The organism is Aeoliella sp., from assembly GCF_965227375.1.
In the GTDB taxonomy this organism is placed as follows: Bacteria; Planctomycetota; Planctomycetia; order Pirellulales; family Lacipirellulaceae; genus Aeoliella.
The window spans coordinates 3967520-3990119 of sequence record NZ_CBDDFX010000002.1; the positions used below are offsets into that span (position 1 = coordinate 3967520).

Sequence of the window (22600 nt, forward strand, 5' to 3'; positions counted from 1 at the left end):
GCGAACGAATCCCAGTTTCGTGGCAGGTGGTTGTAGTTATTTTACACCGGTCGTGGGACAATACAGCAGCGGCAAACTGTGCCCATTCTACATTGCGCCGCGCTTGCCGGTTCCCCAGCATCCATTACATTTGGCGAGCCGGAAGCGTCAGCGCCCGGAGTTTTGTCGCAGCTAGAGGGTTTTGTCGCAGTTGGAGGGTTTTGTCGCACCTGCGGCGAACCGAGCGCAACAACTCGGCTTCGGGTCCGATTGATGGAGGATGCAACCAGTGGCTGTTTAAGGACTTACGAGAATCGACGCGCCGGAGTGGGCGGGAGTTTTGTCGCAGGTAATCGTTTTGCCGCGGCGCTGCGACAAAACTGAGCCCAGCGTCCAGAGTCAAACGAATCTTTTCGGGTAGTGATCTCGACAAGAGTCTTCAACAACGGGGCGACTTTGCGATCACTAACCGAAAAGTTTGGCTTGACGAGAAACTAGTACAGCCGGTTGATGAAGAAGCGGAACTCGCCGTCGAAGACTCGCTGGTCGGAGTTCACCGGCAGCGTGTAGCCGGCGGTGAAGATCGAGTTGCCGGCGAACAGGTGGCCGCCGATCGTGGCGTTGAGCAGCGATAGATCGGCATCCGGCGTGCCGACCTGGAACGCGCCGGCCTGCACGACGTCGGCATCGTCAAGCGTCGCGGTGTAGTGCAGCTCGGTGGTCCAGGCCATGGCCTTGAGCCCGGCGCCGGGGTGGAAGTTGCGATAGACGAACTTGCCGAGCGACGCGCTGGCGGAGAACAAGGTTTGATCGCGGACCGTGCCGATCTCCTGCAGCCCAGCGCCGGTCGTGTTGGCCCAAACGTCGTTGCCGCCGGTATCGACGTCGAGCGTAAGGAAGGAGTGAACAAAGTAATCGGAGTACTCAGGCATGCAGAGATACGCCAAGTACGGGATCACATGCACCGAATCGTTGCTAACCGTGAGCGTCGGCCCGCTGGTGGAGAAGATCTCCAGATCGTCCGCGGTGGGTAGCGCGATACCAAACCCCGCAGCGAGGGCGCGCTGGTCGTCGACCCACAGCAGCACTTTGGGAGCAATCGTAAGGTTGCCGAATTCGACATTCGAGGTGTCAAACCCTTCGCCGAACGTGGTCTCGCTGTTGAGCGTGGCCGCGACCGGAATACGACACTCGATGGAGGCCATCCCACCGCAGAAAGTCCGTTCGATGCCGGGCGTGAGTCGGTTGATGCCGAATCCGTTCTCGGTAAAGCGGGCGTTGTGAAAGTAGTTGTAGTCGAGGTACACGCGGTCCTGCGGCAGCGCGCTGTTGTTGTCCTGCATCCGCACCCGCCCGACGAGGTCGCCCGGGTTGGCGGCCGGGACAATCAGGTGTTCGGTTTGATAGATGTTGTAGATTTCGGTCCCGACAATGCTCGCCAAGGTGTCCGTTGCGTTGTCGTGCACGTCGATGTAGGTATCGCTTCCAACAGCCATGAAGTTGCCGGTTTGAGTGAGCCCGTTGCCGCTCAGACCGGTAACCACCGCCGGCAGTGATCCAGACAGCGCCGGCGTGAAGTAGGAGCCAGGCGTAGTGCTGCCGGGGCCGCCTTGGAACGCATAGTTGCTGGTGCCCGCGTCGTAGTAGATCATCCGCAGGTTGTCGGCCGCACCAAACGAACCACTACCAATCGACTGATGCACAGCCATTCCGCTTTGCTGACCGACCTTCACGTAGCTGTTGGTGTTGCTGAAGAAGTCGCCAAGCATTTTGGGCGCCTGGGCCAGTCGCACGTCGTACGCGCCGGTGGTGCGAGGAGTCGACGGTGGATCGATCGCCTGCCGAGCGGGCACGCCGTCGGGGTTGCGGAAGTCGGGCCCCAGTCGCTCGATCTCCGGCGGCGTCGGGTTCAGCACGTCGGGCAGGGCGAGCGGGTCGTCGTCTGGCGCCGTGGGCTCCGGCTGCGGCGGCACAGGGTTGGGAAACACTCGTGGCCCCGCCGGCTGAGCAGTCGGCGCAGTGGGCGCGGGAACCGGCTCCGGCCCAACCACGGGCGGTTGCGAACGAGCAACTCCAGCAGCCAGCATGCATGCCAGCAGTAGAGCGGCGCGATGTGTATTGGATTGAGCAGCTTTGACCACGATGTTTCCCCCCGGTCGTGGCGCAGATTCAGACAGTCCTACGGGTTGTATCGACTGCATCGACCGTGAGGATTAGAGAAGTTATGCCGACCAGCGTGCTAGCAACTGGCGACACGATACGTAGCTCAAGCTTCCTCCCGCTTGAGCGATTGCTCGAGTTCGTCCGCCAACTGCTGCAACTGACTCATGGCGCGCCGCACGGCTGGCAGCCCTCGGAGCGATGGCGGCAACTCGTGCAGCACGCGGTTGGCGTGATTGATCTGCTCGAAGGCCTGCTCGTTCAAATCATGTTTGATCGCGGCGCGGGCCGAGTGGTCGGTGAACTGCACGAGGAGTTTGAGCGGCTCGTCGTCATCCGGCCGCGCGATCATTCCCTCGGCCAGCACCGATTGGCACTCAAAGAACTCGCCTTGAGCGATGGCAAACTCTCCTGTGGACATCAACAGTTGATGAAGATCGTAATGTGCCCTCGCGAGCCCCAAGCGGTAATCGGTCGCCCCGGGATTGGCGACGAGCATCTGATGGCGGTATTCGCGCATACGTCGGAAGCACTCGATGGCGTCCGCTGTTCGGCCGAGTTGATAGTAGCCCTCGCCACAATGTTGCCAGGCCGTGGCGGCAAGTTGAACCGCGCGCCGGTCGAGCACCGTGGCCGGCAAGGAGTCCATGAGCTTAACGGCCGCCAACCGTTGCTGTTGTGCTTGCGTCTTGAGATCTTCGGCGGCGGCTGCAGATTGTCCCTCGGCTTGCTTAAGCAACAGTTGAGCCCGAGCCTCGTGACCCAGCGCCAAGTCGAGCTTCACCTTGGACGGATTGGGGTGTTTGTCGACAATCGCCTCGCGGTGCTGCTGTGCCGAGTCGAGCAGATCGGCCGCCTCAGTCAGCAGGCCGGTGTCGCTATCTTGCGAAAACTGGTCGCACCGAGCGATGGCCAGGTTCATCTCGGCGTTGGCCTCCAGACGCTGGGCTTCGTAATCGTCGGGCTGTTCCTTAGCGACCTGCTGACGAAGCTCATAGCACCGCGCCGCGTGCTCGGCCAGCATCGAGATGCCGCGCTCCAACTGCTGCTGGTCGACCGGTTCGTACTCGCGGGCGAGCGTCGCGCGGGTTTGGCCCAGGTCGGCGCACTCGCGATGCACGTTGGCCAACTCGGCGGAGAGTTGCCAGCGCTCGTCATTCGAGGCTTGTTGCAACACTTCGTCGTACAAGCTGATGGCGCGGCCAAACGATCGTTCCGCTGCAGGCAGGTCGCCCAGTGCGAACTGAGTCTTACCGAGCCGCGCCGAAATGCTGGCTACTTTGGCAGGTTCGAGCTGCCGGTCGGCCAACTGCCCTTCAAAATACCGTTGGGCGTTTTCCAACAGCGTCCGGCGCGTCGCATCCATGCCGGGCGCGTCGGCCAACAATTGCTCGCTGGCCAGCACCAGGGTGTCGTCGATGGCCGCTTCGAGCTTGTCGGCTTCGGCTTCGGCGAGATCCAAGTTGTGCTCCGCCTTGAAGTACAACATGCTGGAAACGATTGTGGCCCCGAGCAGTGTGGCCGCCACCGCGCCCCACAGCGCGGCTTCCACCGGATTGCGTCGCGCCCACGCGGCGGTTTGACGCACTCGACCGGCGGGGCGGGCGGCGATGGGGAAGCCGTCGAGGTAACGTCGCAGGTCGTCGGCCAACTCGCTGGCCGAAGCGTAGCGGTTGCGAGGTTCTTTCTCCAAGCACTTCTGGCAGATGGTGCGCAGGTCGATCGGCACCGAGTCGGACAGCGGCGGCGGTGGCAGCCGGCGTACTTGCTCCAGCGTTTTGAACAACGTGTTGCCGGCGAACGGTGGCTTGCCGGCCAGCAAGGCGTACAGCGTGGCGCCCAGCGAATACACGTCGGTGTGCGTCGAGATAGCGGCCGTGTCGCCTTCGGCCTGCTCGGGCGCCATGTAACTGGGCGTGCCCATCACCTGGCCAGTCATCGTGAGCTGGTCCGCCGTGTTGATCATCTTCGCCAGGCCGAAGTCCGTGAGCCGCGGTTTGCCCTCTTCGTCGAGCAGGATGTTGGCCGGCTTGATGTCGCGGTGAATCACGGCCCGGTCGTGGGCATACTGCACAGCGCGGGCAACCGCTTCGATCAGTTCTGCAGCGCGCTCGCGGGTGAGTCGCTCCATCTGACCGACAAACCGGTCGAGACTGCCGCCCGACACCAGCGGCATTGTGTAGTAGTGCACGCCGCTGTGTTGGCCGACGTCCTGCACGGCCACGATGCCAGGATGGTCGAGCTTGGCCGCGGCTTCGGCTTCGAGGTAGAAGCGGGCTTCCTCCTGCGGCGTGCGAATGAACTGCGTGGGAATGATCTTGATCGCCACATCGCGGTTCAGGCTGCGCTGATACGCGCGATACACGGTACCCATGCCGCCTTTGCCGAGTTCGTCGCGAATCTCGTAGTCGCCGGCCAACAACGTAGTGGGTTGTTCGCCAGCATGAGGACGGCCGAAGCTGGCGCCGCTCACGAAGTCGACCGTGTTATCGTCGGGCGAACGCCGGGCGTCGGAAACGGTGTCTCCCACGTTGCCCGCGGGGAGGGCCGGCGAACTAAGAAAGCCCGCCGCCTCGGCAGCCTGGTAGTCGTGGAGCATCTCGCGCAAGCGAGTCGAGACTCCCTCCGGCTCCTCGTGCGAAGCCCGATCCACAAGCGCCTGCACGTCGCTCTCGGGCAAGTCGATGGCCTCAGCAAAGAGCTGTTTGGCGCGGTCGATTTCCTCGGGCGTCATTGGCTACGGCAGGCGGGGCGAAAACGAACGGAAATTCACTCCAGAAGTATACGAGCCGGGTTTCCGCTGCGAGCAGAAAACAGCGTGCAACTGGCACTAACTGGGCGAGAGTTCGCGGAACAGCCAGGCCTTAGCAGCCGCAAAATCGGCTTTTACCGTGCGAGGCGAAACATCCAACAAGTCGGCCGTTTCTTCCACGGTGTAGCCGCCAAAGTGTCGCAGCTCGACAATTTGCGCCTGGCGACTGTCGATTTCGGCCAATCGCTTCAGCGCGTCGTGCAGCGCCAGCACGTCCTGCTGGATGGCCGCGTTGCGATCGGCGATCTGGCCCACGTCGTCCGCGGTCCGTTGCCGGTCGCCGCCACGCTTCAGCGCTCGGCGGCTGCGAGCGTGGTCGACCAGGATGTGCCGCATCGCCTTGGCCGCCATGACGTAGAAGTGCTTGCGATTGCTCCAATCGATGGCCTCCTCGCGGCCGATCAACTGGATGAACGCATCATGCACCAGGGCCGTAGCTTGCAGCGTGACGCCGGCGTTCTCCTGCCGGAGCCGCTGCTTGGCCATGGCGTGCAGTTTCTGCTCCACCTCGCGGTACAGGTCGCTGCGGGCGTCTTCGTCCCCTCGGCACGCCTTGTGCAGCATCAGCGTCAGTTCCGTGGGTTCTTCACTCATCGGCAGGGTTCCCGCTGTCAGGGCCGGCGTAATCTCGCTCGCCAGTACTCCGATTTTAGCAGTTTGCCGCAATCAATTGAAGCAATCCGATATGGGGGCGACAGCCTCGTCAAATTTTTTCGAGAACCTTTGCCCCTCCGAAGGGCTCTCTGCGCTTGGTTAGTTGATGGGCAACTAACGGACGATAGCACCAGCATAGTAGGACGCAGCGATGACCCGCTGGTATTCCGTACAATCGGGCAAGCCACTTACCCCACGATCGGGGCGGTGGGTAGTCCAACAAGCTGCTCTGGGGGAGGTTCGCCTGGCGGACGTCGTCCAGTTGCGACGCGTACGCCGGTCTGCATTGGTTCGCCGAGCGCCCAGCGCTCGGCGGGCCGATGCTTTGAGCGCTTAATCGCAAGTGCGCGGTCAGGCGCGCTTGCGCGCACGCGACTTCGACTTGGTGTCCTTCTTCGACTTGCCCGATTTACGTGTTTTCGCAGGCTTCGCGGTGGAGTCGGCCAATTTGGGGACCGATGGCTCGCCATCGACCGCCGGCAGTCCCAGCAGTTGCAGTTGGCTGCGACACGGCGTTTCGCCACCGCTGCAAACCACCCGCTGGTAGTTGCCATCGGCCAACAGCGTTCGCGCGCGCTGATTGTCGGCCAGGTAAACCGGCATGATCTCCTCGACGATCCTTTCGCGCGAGCGGGGATCCTCGATGGGGAACATCACCTCCACGCGGCGTTCGAAGTTGCGCGGCATCCAGTCGGCACTCGACGCGAACACCTTTTGCGACTGGCCGCTGCCGAAGATGGCAATGCGGCTGTGCTCGAGGAACCGATCGACGATGCTCCGCACGCGAATGTTCTCCGAGATGCCCGGCAGTCCCGGTCGCAGGCAGCAAATGCCGCGAATCACCAGGTCGATCTCTACGCCAGCCTGGCTGGCGCGATACAGCGCGCGGATTGTGGCCGGATCGACCAGCGAGTTGATCTTGGCCAGGATGCGCCCCTCCTTACCGGCCTTGGCCCGCTCGGCTTGTTCGTCGATCAGTTCAATCGTATGGCGGTGCAAATCGAGCGGACTGATGACCAGCTTCTTCCAGTCGTAGTTCTGCGAGTAACCCGTCAGGAAGTTGAACAGCGCGGTCGCGTCGTCGGCGATGTCCTTATCGGCGGTGAACAGTCCGATGTCGGTGTAGAGCAGCGCGGTGGTGGGGTTGTAGTTGCCGGTGCCCAGGTGGATGTACCGGCGGACCTTCTTGCCTTCCTGCCGCACGACCATCGCCAGCTTACTATGCGTCTTCATCGCCATGAAGCCGTACACCACGTGCACCCCGGCGCGTTCCATCTGACGGGCCCAGGAGATGTTGTTCGCTTCGTCGAACCTCGCCTGCAGCTCCACCAGCGCGGTGACTTGCTTGCCGTTCTCGGCGGCCTCGATCAAGGCCTTGATGATCGGGCTATCGCCGCTAGTGCGATACAGGGTCTGCTTGATCGCCAGCACATCGGGATCGCGAGCGGCTTGCTGGACGAAGCGCACCACCGGGTTGAAGGAGTCGAACGGGTGATGCAGCAGAATATCCCGATCGGCAATCGTGGCGAACAGATCGTTGCCGGTGCCCAAGCCATCGGGCGTGCGCGGCGTGAACGGCGGATCGAGCAGGTCGTCGCGGCTCACTTGTTTGAGCAGCTCGAACAGACCGGTCATATCGAGCATGCCGTCGATGGGATAGACCTCGTCGTAACCGCGCGACTCGATCTGCGAACCGCTGTGGATATGCTCCTTCTCGACAATCATGTTGCGGAGCGTCCGGCTCAGATTGTCGGAAACTTCCAGCCGCACCGCCTCGCTTCGCTGCCGGGCGCGAAGGCGTGCTTCGATCGCCCGCAGCATGTCGTCGCCCTCTTGCTCAAGCAAGTCGACGTCCATATCGCGAGTGATGCGAAAGGTGCCGTACTCTTCGATCTCGTAGCCGCCGAACAACTGCGACAGCCGCGTGCCGATCACGTCCTCCAGCAGGATGAACTCGTTGTTGCTTTCCGGATCAACCGGCACAAATCGCGGCAACACCTGTGGCAACTGCACCACCGCAAACATGCTGGCCGGCCCGATGCCCGCCCGCCGCTTGAGGTTCGCCGCGAGGTAAAGCCCGCGGTTGTGGAACCTGGGCGTGGGGTGGCTGGGGTCGATGGCCATCGGGGTGACCACGGGAAACACGCGCTGTGTGAAGAACTTGTCGAGCGACTTCTGTTGCGCAGCGCTCAGTTGTTTGGTCTTCAGCAGTTTGAGTCCGGCGCGCTCAAGGCTGGGAACGATCGACTGGTTCCAGCAGGCGTACTGTTCGGCGACCAGTTCGCGGGTGCGATAGGCGATGCGGTGCAGTTGGGTGAGCGGCTCCAGGCCATCGGCAGCCACGTCTTGCGGAGCGATGCCGCCGAACGACTGCTCGCGCAGCCCCGCCACGCGGACCATGAAGAATTCGTCGAGGTTCGAGGCGAAGATCGCCAGGAACTTTGCTCGCTCGAGCAGAGGATTCGACTCGTCCTGCGCTTCCTCCAACACGCGCGCATTGAACTCCAGCCAACTCAGCTCGCGGTTGAATACATGCTCCGGAAGAAACTTCGTGTCGCTCATCACCGACGCCAATATGCGTTATCCTGCCCCCGCCGCCCGCAGTGTGATGCGCCGGCGACAACTGTACCTAACTTGTGTCCAACCGAATTCTTAGGGCCTGCGACCTGCGATCAAGCCCGCTCGGTTCGGGCCGGTAAGATCACCCGCCCGAGGAGATTCGACCGTTATAATAACAGTGTAGCCCGCCGAATGGAGCCGGGGGATTTGGGCGAATTTCGCAATTTGGGGCAGATTTGCCGATTTGCCGTCGAGCTACACGACTTCGGCGTCGAAAACGCGCACCTGGGCCCACTTTTCCTTGTTCGTGGAGATGTACGACTGGTGCCGGTCGGATACCTGGTACATGTCGTGGGCCGCGCGGTTCTCGAAAAGCAGGTACAACGCCACGTCGAAGTCGTTGTCGTTCACCGGGCGGTCGAAGCCCGTGCCCAGCACCCCCACGTTGAACGCCAGCACGCCAGGATGGCCGTCCAACTTCTCCTTGCACTCGGCCACCAGCGCCTCGGCGGCCTCCGGCGTGCGTTCGTTGAGCTTGAAGTAGACCGAGTGGCTAACGGGACGTTGCGCAGTTTCCGACATGATTTCTTGGGCTTGGTGGGGTTAAGACTTTTCGCGGGAAGTGGTCGAAGCGGCGGGCGTAGGGGGTTGAATCTCGACGGTCCGCTCGGCGCCTTTGCTGCTGTTGGGCGAATCGCCGAGGATGTCTCCGATTTCGTCCTCGTCCAGCACTTCGCGATCCAACAACGCTTCGGACAACTCCACGAGTTGATCGTGGTACTCCGCCAGGCAGCGTTTCGCGCGGTCGGCGGCGGAGTGCAAGATCTTGGCCACTTCCTCGTCGATAATCTGAGCGGTGTGCTCACTATAGTGGCGATGCTCCTGGACAATCTCGCGACCGAGGAACGGGTTATCGCCGCTTTGCTGGAACGCCACGGGACCGAGCCGTTCGCTCATGCCCCACAGCGTGACCATCCTTCGGGCGAGTTCGGTGGCGCGCTTCAGGTCGTTCTCCGCACCAGCGCTGTATTCGTCGAACATCATCTTCTCGGCCGTGCGACCGCCGAGCGCCATGGCCAGCATGGCGTACATGGCCGACTCGCTCATGTTGTGCCGATCCGCTTCCGGCACGAGCTGCGTGACGCCCAGCGCGCGGCCGCGGGGGATGATGGTCACTTTGTGCACGCGGTCGTTGCCGGGCACTTTCCACGCCACGACGGTGTGCCCCGCCTCGTGGTAGGCGGTAATGCGTTTTTCTTCTTCGGTAAGCACGTCGTCGCGCGGCGCGCCCATCAGCACCTTGTCGCGGGCAAACTCGAAGTCGTCCATGCTCACATTGTTCTTGTTGTGACGCGTCGCCCACAGGGCGGCTTCGTTCGCCAGGTTACGCAGGTCGGCGCCCGTCAGGCCAACGGTCGCCCGCGCCAGGCGGTCGAAGTCGACGTCCTCGGCCAGCGGCATTTCGCGAGTGTGCACTTCGAACAGCTCTCGGCGTGCTTCGAGCGAAGGGCGATCGACCGTAATGTGGCGATCGAACCGTCCGGGTCGCAGCAGGGCCGGATCGAGCACGTCGGGGCGGTTGGTGGCCGCCATCACGATCACGCTGGTGGTGGGCGTGAAGCCGTCCATCTCGCTGAGAATCTGGTTGAGCGTCTGCTCCCGCTCGTCGTGCCCGCCGCCGAGTCCGGCGCCACGCTGCCGGCCGACTGCGTCGATTTCGTCGATGAACAGGATGGCCGGCGCGGCGGCTTTCGCCGTTTTAAACAGGTCGCGCACGCGACTGGCGCCGACGCCGACGAACAGTTGAATGAACTCCGAACCGCTGATCGAGAAGAACGGCACGCCCGCTTCGCCGGCGACCGCTTTGGCCAACAGCGTCTTACCGGTACCGGGCGGGCCCATCAACAGCACGCCCTTGGGCACGCGGGCGCCCAGGCGTTGGAACCGCTCGGGGTCTTTCAGGAAATCGACCACTTCCTCCAGGTCGCGCTTCACCCCTTCCAGGCCAGCGACATCGTCGAAGGTCACCTTGGGACCTTCGCCGCTTTCGTAGCGTCGAGCGGGGCTGCGGGTAACGCTGCCGAGCATGCCGCCGCCCATCATCTGGTCGCGCGTGCGGCGCATGAAGTACCACATGCCAACCATCATGGCGATGAACACGGCAAACCAAATCGCGTACAGCAACGTGCCGTAGTCGGTAGGCTTTTCGGCCCGGACATCCACGCCGTGGTCGAGCCAGAACTGCGCCACGTCATGTTCGATGTAAGGATTCAGCAGCGTAACGACGAACTCCTTGTCGAGTCGTTCGTCGTTCTCGCCTTCCGCAGCCTTCTTCTCCTCTTTGGGAGCATCCTTGCCCGAATCGTCCTGCTTAGGAGCTTCGGTCGACTCCGACTTCTCCGTCTCGCTGGGCTTCTCGTCCTCGGTTGTGGTGTCCTTCTCTGGCTTGGACTCTTCTTCGGTCGCGTCCGGCTCGTCCGCCGGCTTATCGTCGGTTTCAGGGCGGTCGCTAGGCGAGCTTTCCTCTGGTTCGGGCTTCTCGCTACTCTCGGCCTGCTTGGCCTTGGAGGCCTCCAATTCCGACTTCAGCGGCGGGATGCGGAACTCGCCATACGCTTGCTGGCCGCGAACTTCCAGTGTGCGGACGTTGTTCTTCTCGACTTGCTCGTGGAAGAACTGATAGGTGATCTTCGACTGCGACGATCCAAACGGGTTGGCGAGCAGCAGGATGCTGGCCAGCACGAGCACGATCAACAGCCACCCCGGTGGGGGACCGGTTCGGCCGGTACCTTTCCCCTCCGGCTTTTGGCCGGCAGGGCGTGGACCGCCGGACTTGGGGGCAGGCGAGTTGGGCTGTTCCGACATGGGTCAGGGGCTCTGGGCGATTGAAGCGTAGCTGTGGGGGCGATCAATCAGGTCGCCCAAAAACACATGCGGCCCAGGCAATTTTGCCCTGGGCCGCTGTATTGTAGCGCCGATGGGCGTGGGGAGTACACCGGCCACTCCGCCCATTTGTGCTATTTGCGTACTATTTTCGGAACGGCGAGCGAGTTTACTTCTTCAGTTCCTTGCTCGAAACCATCTTGCCGCCCTCGTACTGGCGTTCGAATTCGCGGCCATCTTTGGTCCAGACGTGCATCACGCCTTCGAGCAGACCTTCCTTGAACGAACTCTCCGAGCGCTTGTTGCCCTCGTCGTCCCACTCGATGGCGGTGCCTTCGCGCTTGCCATCGACGAACGGAATCTGGGTGCGTTGCTGCCCGTTATCGTACCAGGCTTGCCAGACGCCGTCCGCCTTGCCTTCGGTGTAGTGACTCTCGAACAGCTTCTGCTTTCCGTCGTCTCCGTAAACGGTCCACTCACCCTGCCGGCGGCCATTGGCGTACGCGCGTTTGGCCTTGAGCGTGCCATCGGCGCGATAGACGTCCACGGCGCCCTCAGGTTGGCCATCTTCGTAGTTCACCACTTTCGCAACGGTGGTTCCGTCGGGGTGATAGTACTTCCACTCGCCAGCCGGCGCGCCCAGGCGGTATTGGCCTTCGACGAACACCTTTCCATCGGGGTAGTATTCCCTGTAGTCCCCATCGCTCTTGATACTGTCGTCCGAGAATCGCACCACGTTGCGAACCACGTAGGGTTGCTTCTTGGTTTCTGGGTCGTAGTAGTCGATGTGCTCCTTCGACTCCACACGCTGCGCGGGCGGGGGCTCGGTCGGCTCGGGCAGGTAGATAGGCGGGCCCTTGTAGGGCTCGATGGCAACGCTTTCCTGCTGGGGAACGACATCGGGCGTATCGTCCGTGGTGCCGTCTTCAGTGGGGTCTTGGGCGATCGCCAGCGAAGCGGCTACGAAGGCAACCGCGAGCGTCGATAGAAAGCTCGCCTGGGGAATCATTCGCGATAACACAATACGCATGGTTCTTTTTGTCTTGGATGGGGACGTAGGAGCGTCGAATAGACCACTCGCGGCGCACCACTCGCGCGTCGCGGCGGAAACCTCTAATATGCCATACGCACTGCGAGGCGTCCACGTTCGCGTCCAACTAGTAGGTTTTGGGAGATTTGGCGCGATTATGCGGCCAGCCGACGACCGTTTTCACCCCGCGATCCAGCCTGGCGGAATCACGGTCTCCTTGGGCACGACCAGGATGCCGTCGCGGACGCAGCAATCGAGGTCGAGATCGACGTCCTTGTCACTCTTGCACGACACCTTGGCGCCCGCGCCGATGCGACAGTTTTTGTCGACAATCGCCCGCTCGACAACGGCTCCCTCGCCGATGCCGAGCCAGGTGCCGCCTTGGTTGGCGTTCTTGGCAACTTGTTCAGGCGTCTCGAAGTAGTCGGCACCCATCACGATCGAGTCGCGGATGGTCACATTCGAGCCAATCTGGCATCGCAGGCCGATGATGCTGTTTTCGATCTTCGCACCCGGGTGGATCGTGCACCCGTCGGCGATCAGGCTGCCTTTGATCTGGGCGCCGTCCGCCCGAGTGGGGGGCAGGAACCGCGGCCGGCTGTAGATCGGAGCGTCCGCTTCCGCCAGGTGAAACGGCGCGTCCGGGCGGCAGAGCGCCAAGTTTGCCTCGTAGAACGAGCCGATCGTACCAATGTCCTCCCAGTACCCGTCGAACGGATGCAACTGCACGCGCCGCTCGGCGATCGCCCTGGGCAGCAGTTCCTTGCCAAAGTCGGAATCGGACGTGGCACCCAAGGCGTCGACCAGCACATCGACCGAGAACAAGTAGATACCCATGCTGGCCATGCACTCGCGGCCGTTGGCGGTAACACCTAGCGAGTCGATCCAGGACGGATCCATCGCCACCTCGTCCAGTTGAGCATCCGTGGTGGGCTTCTCCACAAAACCGTTGATACGGCCCGACTCATCGACCTTCATGATGCCCAAGCCGGTCGCTTCGTGGCGGTGCACCGGTTTGGCGGCGATGGTGATGGCCGCGCCGCTCTCCTGATGCGTCTTCAGCATCTCGCTGAAGTCCATCCGATAAAGCTGATCGCCCGACAGGATCAACACGTACTCGGTGCGATGGTCGGTGAAGTAGCGAATGTTCTTTCGCACCGCGTCGGCCGTGCCCTGGTACCAACTCGAATGGTCTTCGGTGTACAGCGTCTGCTGGGCGGCCAGGATGTCGACCAACCCATTGCTGAAGTTGTCGAACCGATAGGTGCCGCGAATGTGGTTGTGCAGGCTCACCGACAGAAACTGCGTGAGCACGTAACAGCGGTTAATCCCGCTATTGATGCAGTTGGAGATCGGAATGTCGATCAACCGGTACTTGCCCGCTAGCGGCACGGCCGGCTTCGAACGATGCGTGGTGAGCGGCTGCAGGCGAGTGCCTCGTCCACCTCCGAGAATGACTGCCGAGATGCTTTTCATGGTTTGTATCCTTCCTGGCTGTCTGAGACGCCTGCGGGTCAGCCCTTTACTACAAAATTCACGAGCTTGCCGGGCACGACGATCAGCTTCACCAAGTCCTTGCCGCTGATCAATTCGGCCACTTTGGCATCCTCGCGCGCTGCGGCCTCGGTGGTGTCCTTGTCGGCACCGGCCGGGACACTCACCTTGGCTTTGACTTTGCCGTTCACCTGGACGGGAATCTCGACCGATTCGTCCTGAGCGAGCGACGCGTCAAACGCCGGCCACGTTTCATACGCTAGTGTATCTGCGTGGCCGAGCACTTGCCACATTTCTTCGGCGATGTGGGGAGCGAAAGGAGACAACAATAGCACGAATGGCTCGATACAGGTCTTAGGAACCTCCTTCTCTTTGGTGAAGAAGTTGACGAACTCCATCATGCGGGCAATCGCAGTATTGAACGACAACGCGGCAATGTCTTCGGTCACCGCTTTGATCGTCTTATGCAACGTGCGTGCTTGCGCATCGGTTGGCTCGGCGTCGGTGATGTTCGCGGCCACGGCCATGTCGTCGGCTCGCTCGTCGACCACCAACCGCCACGCGCGACCCAGGAAGTTGTACACGCCCGACACGCCCTGCATGCTCCACGGCTTGGTCGCTTCGAGCGGCCCCATGAACATTTCGTACAAGCGGAGCGAGTCGGCCCCGTACTCCTTCACCACGTCGTCTGGATTGATGACGTTGCCGCGGCTCTTGGACATCTTGAAGGCGCGGCTGTCGAGACGAATCGACTCATCACTGGTAAGCACAAACGAGTCGCCCTTCTTGGTCGCGTTTTCGGGCTCCACGCCAACAGCTTGAAGCTGCGACTTGTCGCTCTTGCGGATCGGGTTCTTCTCTTCGTCGTAGCCGACGTCTTTAGCGCTGACCCATTTTCCATCCAGATCTTTAAAACCAGTGAACTCGACCTCGCCGAGGATCATGCCCTGGTTCACAAGCTTCTGGAACGGCTCGGGCGTCGACACCACGCCGCGGTCGTAGAGCACCTTGTGCCAGAAGCGACTGTACAGCAAGTGCAACACCGCGTGCTCGGCTCCGCCGATGTACAAGTCGATCGGCATCCACGCCTTCTCGATTTCCGGGTCGATGGCCGCCTTGTTGTTCTTGGGATCGAGGAACCGCAAGAAGTACCAACAACTGCCAGCCCACTGCGGCATGGTGTTCGTCTCGCGCTTGTAACGCACCCCATCGATCACCGGGTACAGCCATTCCTCGGGCGCCTTGTCCAACGGTGGCTCCGGCCGGCCGTGTGGTTTGAAGTCGTCGAGGTGCGGAAGGTCGACCGGCAGCTCGCACTCGTCCACAGCGATCACGTGACCGGTCTTGTTCCCTTCGTCGTCCAACTCGTGAAGAATCGGAAACGGCTCGCCCCAGAAACGCTGGCGACTGAAGAGCCAGTCGCGGAGTTTGTAGTTCACCGCTTCGCGACCGGTGCCATTCTTTGCAAGCATCTCGATGATCTTCGGTTTGAACTCGTCGGTAGCGAGTCCGTCGAACATGACCGAGTTGATGGCTGTCCCTTTCCCGGAGTAAACCTCCTTGCCAGCCAGTATCTGCTCGCGCTGTTCCGGCGATACGTTCTCTCCAGGATCGACAACCGCCTGGACTTCGATACCGTACTTCTCGGCGAACTCGAAGTCCCGCTCATCGTGAGCCGGCACGGCCATAATGGCGCCGGTACCATAGGTGCTCAGCACGTAGTCCGCAATCCAAATCGGCACATAGAAGCAGTTCACCGGGTTGATTGCGTAGCTGCCAGTAAACACTCCGGTCTTCTCTTTGGAGAGTTCCGTGCGATCGCGGTCGCTCTTCATCGCGGCCGCTTCACAATACGCCTTCACAGCTTCAGCGTTGTCGGGCGTCGTGAGCTTCTCGACGTAAGGATGCTCGGGCGCAATCACCATGTAGGTCGCCCCGTACAACGTGTCGGGTCGCGTGGTATACACCCGCAGAACGTCCTCGCTAGGTTTGTCAGTGAAGCCTCCTGCGGCCTGATTGGGAATTGGCAACTTGGTGCTTACGGCGCCGCCCTGCGCTTCGCTTTCCCGGCGTTGGGCATCGAACCGAAGCTTCTCTTCCCAGTTGGTCGCCTGTCCTTGCGACATGAGCCCGGCAGCAATCTGAAAGTCGACCTCCGCGCCGGTGCTCCTGCCAATCCAGTTTCGCTGCAGCGCCTTGATGCCTTCGGACCAATCGAGCAGTTCGAGGTCCTTTTCCAAACGCTCGGCGTAGGCGGTGATGCGGAGCATCCACTGCCGCAGCGGCATGCGAACCACCGGGTGGCCGCCGCGTTCGCTCTTGCCGTCGATCACTTCCTCGTTGGCCAGCACCGTGCCAAGTTCGGGGCACCAGTTCACCGGCGCCGAGCTTTGATACGCCAGGCGTTGCTCGTCGACCCACGTGCGGGCGAAGTCGTCCCCCATCTCGGCGACGTGCTCCGGCACTTCAAGTTCACCAATCGAGCGGCCCTTCTGCTGCTCTTCGTCAAACCAAGTGTCGTACAGTTGCAGGAAGATCCACTGGGTCCAGCGGAAGTACTCGACGTCGGTGGTGGCAATCTCGCGGTCCCAGTCGTAGCTGAAGCCGAGCATCTTCAGCTGCCGACGGAACGTGTCGATATTCTGCTCGGTCTGCACACGAGGATGCTCGCCGGTCTTGATGGCGTGTTCCTCGGCCGGCAGCCCGAACGAGTCGAACCCCATCGGGTGCATCACGGCCTTGCCCTGCATCCGCGCGGCGCGGCTCATGATGTCAGTCGCCGTGTACCCTTCGGGATGCCCGACATGCAGCCCGTTGCCGCTGGGGTAAGGAAACATGTCGAGGGCGTAGAACTTCTCCTGACCGTCGGCTGGCATCTCCGGCGAGCGGAAGGTCTTGTTCTGGTCCCAAAAGTCTTGCCACTTGGGCTCGATCACTGCGGGGTTATATCGGGGCATGGATGGAGTGCGGTAGGCGGAGTTCGGAATGCGGAATGAACAGCAGCGAGCCGGGTCGTCCTCGACCCCGGTTAGAGTATCCAGTAAGCGACAATCCACCGATTCTACCGGTTCGCCCCCGAAGCGCAAACCGCCGCGCCCGTTGACGTTCGGGCGATGGGCCAACTACCATACAAGGCTGCTCGCGGGCCATCGGCGAGCACCTGGACATGCGGCTATTCTCCCTCCTCAGACCTCGGCTACCATCGTGGAAAAGACCAAAGTAGGCATCATCGGACTCGGCACCGTGGGCACTGGCGTCGCCCAGTTGCTCTTGGACCATGGCGACCGCACCGCTCGGCACGCGGGCCGGGTGTTGTGGCTCGAGAAGGCCGTGGTCCGCGACCTCAAGAAGCCCCGCGACTGCGACCTGCCCGATGGCATCCTGACCGACAGCGTCGACGAGGTGATCAACCACCCCGACATCGAGGTCGTCGCCCAATTGATCGGCGGTATCGAGCCGGCGCGGACCATCATGCTCAAGCTGCTCAAGGCGGGCAAAGACGTGGTGACCGCCAACAAGGCGCTCTTGGCCGAGCACGGCGCGGAGATCTTCGACGCCGCCCGCGAGTTGGGCCGCAGCGTGGCGTTCGAGGCCTCGGTGGCCGGCGGAATTCCGATCATCGCGAACATCGGTCAGTGCCTGAGCGCGAACCAGGTTACCTCGCTGCACGGCATCCTCAACGGCACCAGCAACTTCATCCTCTCGCGGATGCAGGCCGGCGACGACTACGCGGCCGCCGTGGCCGAAGCCCAGCGACTCGGCTACGCCGAAGCCGATCCCACGATGGATGTCGACGGAACCGACGCCGCGCAGAAGCTCTCGATCCTCGCGCACCTGGCCTTCGGCGCCCGGGCGCAGTGGAACGACATCCCCTGCACGGGCATCGACACGCTGGACGTGCAGGATGTCGAATTCGCCAGCGAGATGGGCTACAAGATCAAACTGCTGGCCGTGGCCGACCTGGTGGACGGCGGGCTCGAACTGCACGTGTCGCCCACGCTGCTCAAGGCCGGCAGTCCGATGGCGGAAGTCAGCGGGCCGTTCAACGCAGTGCGGGTCGACGCCGACGCGGTGGGCCGATTGATGTTCTACGGCCCCGGCGCCGGGCAGATGCCCACGGCCAGCGCCGTAGTGGCCGACATGATCGACACGGCCGTCGGTCGCACGAAGCTCACCTTCCAGACGCTCGAACTGTGGTCGAACCGCCCAGCCCGCGTCTCGGCCGCCGACTACGCCAACGCCTGCGGTCGGTTCTACATCCGAGTGAACGTGGAAGACCACCCAGGCGTGCTGGCTCAAATCACCAAGGCCTTGGGCGACCAGCAGATTTCGATCTCCTCGGTCCTGCAACACGAAGCCACGACGCCCGGCGCCGACATCCCGCTGGTGATCATGACCCACGCCACCACCGAAGGCTCCGCTGCCAAAGCATGCGAAGCGATGGCCGCACTGAAATGCGTCAGCGGCCCACCGGTGCGGATGTGGGTGCGAGACTGAGTTTGAGTCTGGCTGTATTCTGATTCCGCGTTCCGCAATCCGAACTCTGCATTCACCATGAAATACATCATCATCATCCCCGACGGAGCCGCCGACGAGGCGCAGGAGGCGCTCGGAGGCAAGACGCCGCTCGAAGCGGCGGCGACGCCCAACATGGACGCCATCGCGGCGGCCGGTGTCGTCGCGAGGGCGTGCCATACGCCCGACGAACTGCCCGCCGGCTCCGAGATCGGCAACCTCAGCCTGCTGGGTTACAACCCGTTCGAGCACTTCACCGGCCGCGCGCCGATGGAAGCCGCCGCGCAGGGCATCGAGCTCGGGCCGAACGACTGGGCCGTGCGGTGCAACGTCGTGACGGTCGGCGATACGGTGGATGGTCAGACGATGATCGATTTCACCGCCGACCATGTGTCGACCGAAGAGTCGACTGCGCTGTTGAAGTCGCTTCAGGAAGAGGTGGCCAGCGATCCGAAGTTCCGCGGGGCATTGGAGTTCGTTCCCGGCGTCAGCTATCGCAACTTGCTCATCTGGCGAGGCGACAAACTGCCCGCGCCGTTCACCGCCGAGACTCGCACCGAAGCGCCGCACGACTGGACCGACCTGGCCATCACCGACGCGTTTCCTCGCGGCCCAGGCAGCGACGTACTGGACGAACTGATGACCGCCTCGGCACGGCTGTTCGACAATCATCCAGCGAACTTCGCCCGACGAAAGGCTGGGCGGCGTCTGGCGACTAACGTTTGGCTGTGGGGCCAAGGCGGGGCGCCGAGCCTCGCGCCTTTTGCTCAAGAATATGGCCCCCGCGGGGCGATGATTACGGCCGTCGACCTGTTGCGGGGTATCGCGGCGCTCGTGGGTTGGGACCGCATCGAAGTGCCCGGTGCGACTGGCTACCTCGACACCGACTACACGGCCAAGGGTCGCTATGCAATCGATGCGTTGGATAAGTACGATATGGTCTGCGTTCACGTCGAAGCTCCCGACGAAGCGTCGCACGAAGGCCGCGTCGAGGAGAAGGTGAAAGCCATCGAGGCGATCGACCGCGAAATCGTCGGCCCGGTGAGCGAGGCACTCCAAGCGCGGGGCGACTGGCGGATGATGATCAGCCCCGACCACCCGACGTTCCTCAGCACCAAAAAGCACACGCACGGCGACGTGCCCGTGGCCATGGCCGGCACCGGCATCGACGCCGACGAATTCACCGCCTACGGCGACACCAACGCCAGCCAGTCGAGCCTGGCCTTCGACCAAGGCTGGGACACCATGCGATGGTTCGTAAAGAAGTAGAACGGACGCGATTCCGTTACCTTGCTTGATCAAAAGACTATCCCTCTCAACCACAAACGGAATAAATTCCGTTCTACGTTTATGTCTCTCATTGTTCAGAAGTTCGGTGGTACCAGTGTCGCGGACGCGGAGAAGATTCGCACCGCCGCGCGGCGTGCAATTCGTGCCCAACAAGCCGGGCACCAAGTGGTGATGGTCGTTAGCGCCATGGGCAAGAACACCGACCTGCTGGTCGACCTCGCCAGCCAGGTGTGCCAAGGCGGTGGTGATCCCCCGGCCCGCGAGATGGACATGCTGCTCTCCACCGGCGAGCAAGTCTCGGTGGCCCTGATGGCCATGGCCGTGCACGACCTCGGCGCGAAAGCGGTGAGCCTGACCGGCGGGCAGATCGGTATTCGCACCGACAGTTCGCACACCAAGGCCCGCATCCGTTCGATCTCCACCGAGCGGATGAAGAAGCTCTTGGACGATGGCAACATCGTCATCGCCTGCGGCTTCCAGGGCATCGACGACGATTGGAACATCACCACGCTCGGCCGCGGCGGCAGCGACACTTCGGCCGTCGCCCTGGCAGCGGTGCTGGGCGCCGATCAGTGCGAGATCTACACCGACGTCGATGGCGTGTTCACCACCGATCCCCGGCAAGTGGCCGAGGCCCGCAAGATGGACCGCGTAAGCCACGACGAAATGCTCGAACTCGCCAGCCTCGGCGCCGGCGTCATGCACAGCCGCTCGATCGAGTTCGGCAAGAAGTTCAACGTGCCGATCCACGTGAAGAACAGCGCGGTGTTCACCGACGAGCCCGGCACCGTGATCGGCCCCGAGAGCGAGTCGGCCGATCGCCCGGTGAGCGGCGCCGCGCTCACCAAGGACGAGGCCCGCATCACCGTTCGCAACGTGCCCGACCAACCGGGTACCAGCTTCGGCATCTTCTCGCGTTTGGCGGCCAAGAACGTGGCGGTCGACATGATCGTGCAGAACGTCGGCGCAGGCGGCACCGCCGACATCAGCTTCACCGTGCCCGAGGGCGACCTGAAGCGCGCCCTCGAAGCCGTGGAAGCGGCCGTGGCCGAACTTGGCGGCGGCGACGTTTCGCACGACTCCGACGTGGCCAAGGTGTCGATCGTCGGTCTCGGCATGGCCACCCAAAGCGGCGTGGCCGACCGGATGTTCCGCGCGCTCGCCGAGGAGAGCATCAACATCACCGCCATCACCACCAGCGACATCAAAGTCTCGGTGCTCGTCGAGCGACCTCGCATGACCGACGCCCTGCGGGCCGTGCATCGCGAGTTCGAACTCGATCGCCCGCCGCACGAGCGTTCGACTTTCGGCGAGCCCACCAAGTCGAGCGCGCCGCCCAAAGTGCACAGCGCGGTGGACGTGGTTGACCGCTTGCAGCAGATGGAAGAACTCACCATCCACGGCATCGAACTCGACCCCACCCAGGCCCGCGTCGCCCTGACCGACGTGACCGACACACCCGGCATCGCCGCCGAAGTGTTCGAAGCCGTGGCCAGCGAAGGCGTGCTGGTCGACATGATCGTGCAAAGCGTCGGCGAGCAAGGGCATACCAATCTCAGTTTCACGGTTCCTCAGGACGATCTGGCAAAAGCGACCGCCACGGTCAAGGAGCTGATCGACCGCGTCGGCGGCACCGTCTCCAGCACCGACAAGATCGCCATCCTCACCGTGACCGGCGTTGGCATCCGCAGCCACACCGGCGTCGGCACCCGCATGTTCCAGGCGCTCAACGCCGCGGGGATCAACGTCGACATGATCTCCACCAGCGAAATGCGGGTGAACGTGGTGGTCGACGCCCCCCAAGGCGACGCCGGCCTCAAAGCGCTGAAACAGGCCTTCGCCGACGTGCTGGAAAGTTAGGGCTTTACCACTAATTTCCGCTGGTGCAGCAACGACTCAGTTTTGTCCGTTTTGGGCCAACACTCGATTCGTTGGCCCAAAACCCCACACGTCTTTGGTCCTCAAAAGACTCAAAAACCCTTTGTTTTCCCGGCCGAACCATTCGGGGGGTGCGACAAAACCCACCACGTTGTTCCCCGCATGTCTTCGGTTGGGGCAAAACCCGATAGTCGCCGTTCGCTCCGCCGAACGAGTGTTCCCCTCCCCCGGACGATTTCGCGCGTGCGCACTCCGACTCGCCGATACTTTATTCGCGAAATCGTTTGGGGGAGGGCTAGGGTGGGGGCTTACTCAGGACCACCCCGCATTCTCCCACAGGTGGTGTAAGAAAACGACAACTACTGGCGAAGATAATGGGAATAATTGGTTGACCAGAACTTTGTGAACAGGAGGGCGCAGAGGGAACAGAGAGGATGGTAACCTTCTCTGTTCTCTCTGTTGCCTCCTGTTTTCAAAACTCACCAAACTGTAGCAAACGACTCTACGTACTCTTCTAAGTATGCGGCGAGAACCAAAGACCAGACGAGTACTAACCCTTGCCGCGCTCATCGCAGTGTCGGCACTACTCTACACTGTGTTCTGGAATTTCCTGGACACCAATCAACGTCGCGTGGGCCAATCAACTGGCTTGCCTTGGCCTGCGTCGTGTTCTGTGGTCGGGAGTGAACACATCGAAACCGGTCCGTTTGGAACCGATTACGTCGAGACGATCCATTTGCAGATGAGTCCTGCGGATGCACAATCATGGATCAACCAGCCACCGTTCGGAGGCAAGGCAGCCTGGAAGACACCTGTTGAGAGTATTGGTCTTATCGACACGGATTTGGTACCAAAAGGACTTGAACATCGCCGTTCGATTTGGGTCGCAGAATCAAAAGCGAATGGAGAAGGTGCTACGGTAGTCGTTGACTCGGCGTCAGGAGACGCGTGGTTTCAGCGCTGGAGCGAGTAGTCGACCTTGGGCAAGCGCGCAGTCATAGCTGAGAAGGATTAGGCATGTGATCATCCAATGCACTACTCATGGTCTTCAAAACGGGCTGTTGACTTCTGCCGATCTCTTGGCAGAGGATTCAAGCAACCTGGAGATTGTAGATCTACTCTACGAACTTGAAGGTGAGATCGCCGCGGCATTCCATGTTTCGCGCGAGTTTGCTGATGCTCATCAATTGCGAGGAGGAACCGAACCGCTACCGGAAGATTACGGCGAGTGGGTACACGAGTTGGCTTGTTGCTGCATGAAGTGTTTCGAGGAACGCCACGGTAGCACGTTCGATGGCAAGCATCGTTGGATTCCCACAGGTGGAGAAGAGGATTCGTGCTAGTTC

General features: G+C 61.9%; 14 protein-coding genes. 5 read left to right on the top strand and 9 right to left on the bottom strand.

Annotated features, from left to right (window positions below):
• Positions 1 to 473 precede the first annotated feature (473 nt).
• From ACQK2L_RS28560 to leuS, 9 genes are all read right to left on the bottom strand, one after another.
• A complete protein-coding gene (locus ACQK2L_RS28560; RefSeq protein ID WP_425400456.1) occupies positions 474 to 2120 on the bottom strand; it encodes a hypothetical protein in 1647 nt (548 codons plus the stop codon).
• 125 nt (positions 2121 to 2245) lie between these two features.
• On the bottom strand, positions 2246 to 4873 hold the full coding sequence (locus tag ACQK2L_RS28565) for a protein kinase domain-containing protein (protein WP_425400457.1): 2628 nt from the start codon (positions 4871 to 4873) through the stop codon (positions 2246 to 2248).
• Positions 4874 to 4969: 96 nt separating this feature from the next.
• The gene (locus ACQK2L_RS28570) at positions 4970 to 5545 is read right to left on the bottom strand and encodes an ECF-type sigma factor (RefSeq protein ID WP_425400458.1); all 576 of its coding nucleotides are present in this window, start codon (positions 5543 to 5545) and stop codon (positions 4970 to 4972) included.
• A gap of 411 nt (positions 5546 to 5956) precedes the next feature.
• Entirely contained in the window at positions 5957 to 8167 is a 2211-nt protein-coding gene (gene ppk1, locus ACQK2L_RS28575; RefSeq protein ID WP_425400459.1) for a polyphosphate kinase 1, read from the bottom strand.
• A gap of 252 nt (positions 8168 to 8419) precedes the next feature.
• Positions 8420 to 8746 carry a Dabb family protein gene (locus ACQK2L_RS28580; protein ID WP_425400460.1) on the bottom strand — a complete coding sequence of 109 codons (327 nt, stop codon included), beginning with the start codon at positions 8744 to 8746 and terminating at the stop codon, positions 8420 to 8422.
• Positions 8747 to 8767: 21 nt separating this feature from the next.
• A complete protein-coding gene (ftsH, locus tag ACQK2L_RS28585; RefSeq protein ID WP_425400461.1) occupies positions 8768 to 11029 on the bottom strand; it encodes an ATP-dependent zinc metalloprotease FtsH in 2262 nt (753 codons plus the stop codon).
• A gap of 187 nt (positions 11030 to 11216) precedes the next feature.
• Positions 11217 to 12077 carry a toxin-antitoxin system YwqK family antitoxin gene (locus tag ACQK2L_RS28590; RefSeq protein ID WP_425400462.1) on the bottom strand — a complete coding sequence of 287 codons (861 nt, stop codon included), beginning with the start codon at positions 12075 to 12077 and terminating at the stop codon, positions 11217 to 11219.
• 180 nt (positions 12078 to 12257) lie between these two features.
• On the bottom strand, positions 12258 to 13553 hold the full coding sequence (locus ACQK2L_RS28595) for a glucose-1-phosphate adenylyltransferase (protein WP_425400463.1): 1296 nt from the start codon (positions 13551 to 13553) through the stop codon (positions 12258 to 12260).
• 38 nt (positions 13554 to 13591) lie between these two features.
• Positions 13592 to 16528, bottom strand: a complete 2937-nt coding sequence (leuS, locus tag ACQK2L_RS28600) for a leucine--tRNA ligase (protein ID WP_425400464.1) — start codon at positions 16526 to 16528, stop codon at positions 13592 to 13594.
• Positions 16529 to 16775: 247 nt separating this feature from the next.
• Between leuS and ACQK2L_RS28605 the strand changes: the two genes are divergently transcribed.
• From ACQK2L_RS28605 to ACQK2L_RS28625, 5 genes are all read left to right on the top strand, one after another.
• Positions 16776 to 18068, top strand: a complete 1293-nt coding sequence (locus ACQK2L_RS28605; protein WP_425400465.1) for a homoserine dehydrogenase — start codon at positions 16776 to 16778, stop codon at positions 18066 to 18068.
• 57 nt (positions 18069 to 18125) lie between these two features.
• Positions 18126 to 19355, top strand: a complete 1230-nt coding sequence (locus tag ACQK2L_RS28610; RefSeq protein ID WP_425400466.1) for a cofactor-independent phosphoglycerate mutase — start codon at positions 18126 to 18128, stop codon at positions 19353 to 19355.
• 81 nt (positions 19356 to 19436) lie between these two features.
• Positions 19437 to 21236 carry an aspartate kinase gene (locus ACQK2L_RS28615; protein ID WP_425400467.1) on the top strand — a complete coding sequence of 600 codons (1800 nt, stop codon included), beginning with the start codon at positions 19437 to 19439 and terminating at the stop codon, positions 21234 to 21236.
• Between the two features lie 592 nt (positions 21237 to 21828).
• Positions 21829 to 22227, top strand: a complete 399-nt coding sequence (locus tag ACQK2L_RS28620; RefSeq protein WP_425400468.1) for a hypothetical protein — start codon at positions 21829 to 21831, stop codon at positions 22225 to 22227.
• A gap of 46 nt (positions 22228 to 22273) precedes the next feature.
• On the top strand, positions 22274 to 22597 hold the full coding sequence (locus ACQK2L_RS28625; RefSeq protein WP_425400469.1) for a hypothetical protein: 324 nt from the start codon (positions 22274 to 22276) through the stop codon (positions 22595 to 22597).
• Positions 22598 to 22600 lie beyond the last annotated feature (3 nt).

What these genes read in the sequence shown, in the direction of transcription:
- ACQK2L_RS28580 (WP_425400460.1), bottom strand. Translation starts at nt 8,746, where the DNA reads ATGTCGGAAACTGCGCAACGTCCCGTTAGCCACTCGGTCTACTTCAAG.
- ftsH (WP_425400461.1), bottom strand. Translation starts at nt 11,029, where the DNA reads ATGTCGGAACAGCCCAACTCGCCTGCCCCCAAGTCCGGCGGTCCACGC.
- ACQK2L_RS28590 (WP_425400462.1), bottom strand. Translation starts at nt 12,077, where the DNA reads ATGCGTATTGTGTTATCGCGAATGATTCCCCAGGCGAGCTTTCTATCG.
- ACQK2L_RS28615 (WP_425400467.1), top strand. Translation starts at nt 19,437, where the DNA reads ATGTCTCTCATTGTTCAGAAGTTCGGTGGTACCAGTGTCGCGGACGCG.
- ACQK2L_RS28610 (WP_425400466.1), top strand. Translation starts at nt 18,126, where the DNA reads ATGAAATACATCATCATCATCCCCGACGGAGCCGCCGACGAGGCGCAG.
- leuS (WP_425400464.1), bottom strand. Translation starts at nt 16,528, where the DNA reads ATGCCCCGATATAACCCCGCAGTGATCGAGCCCAAGTGGCAAGACTTT.
- ACQK2L_RS28565 (WP_425400457.1), bottom strand. Translation starts at nt 4,873, where the DNA reads ATGACGCCCGAGGAAATCGACCGCGCCAAACAGCTCTTTGCTGAGGCC.
- ACQK2L_RS28570 (WP_425400458.1), bottom strand. Translation starts at nt 5,545, where the DNA reads ATGAGTGAAGAACCCACGGAACTGACGCTGATGCTGCACAAGGCGTGC.
- ppk1 (WP_425400459.1), bottom strand. Translation starts at nt 8,167, where the DNA reads ATGAGCGACACGAAGTTTCTTCCGGAGCATGTATTCAACCGCGAGCTG.
- ACQK2L_RS28595 (WP_425400463.1), bottom strand. Translation starts at nt 13,553, where the DNA reads ATGAAAAGCATCTCGGCAGTCATTCTCGGAGGTGGACGAGGCACTCGC.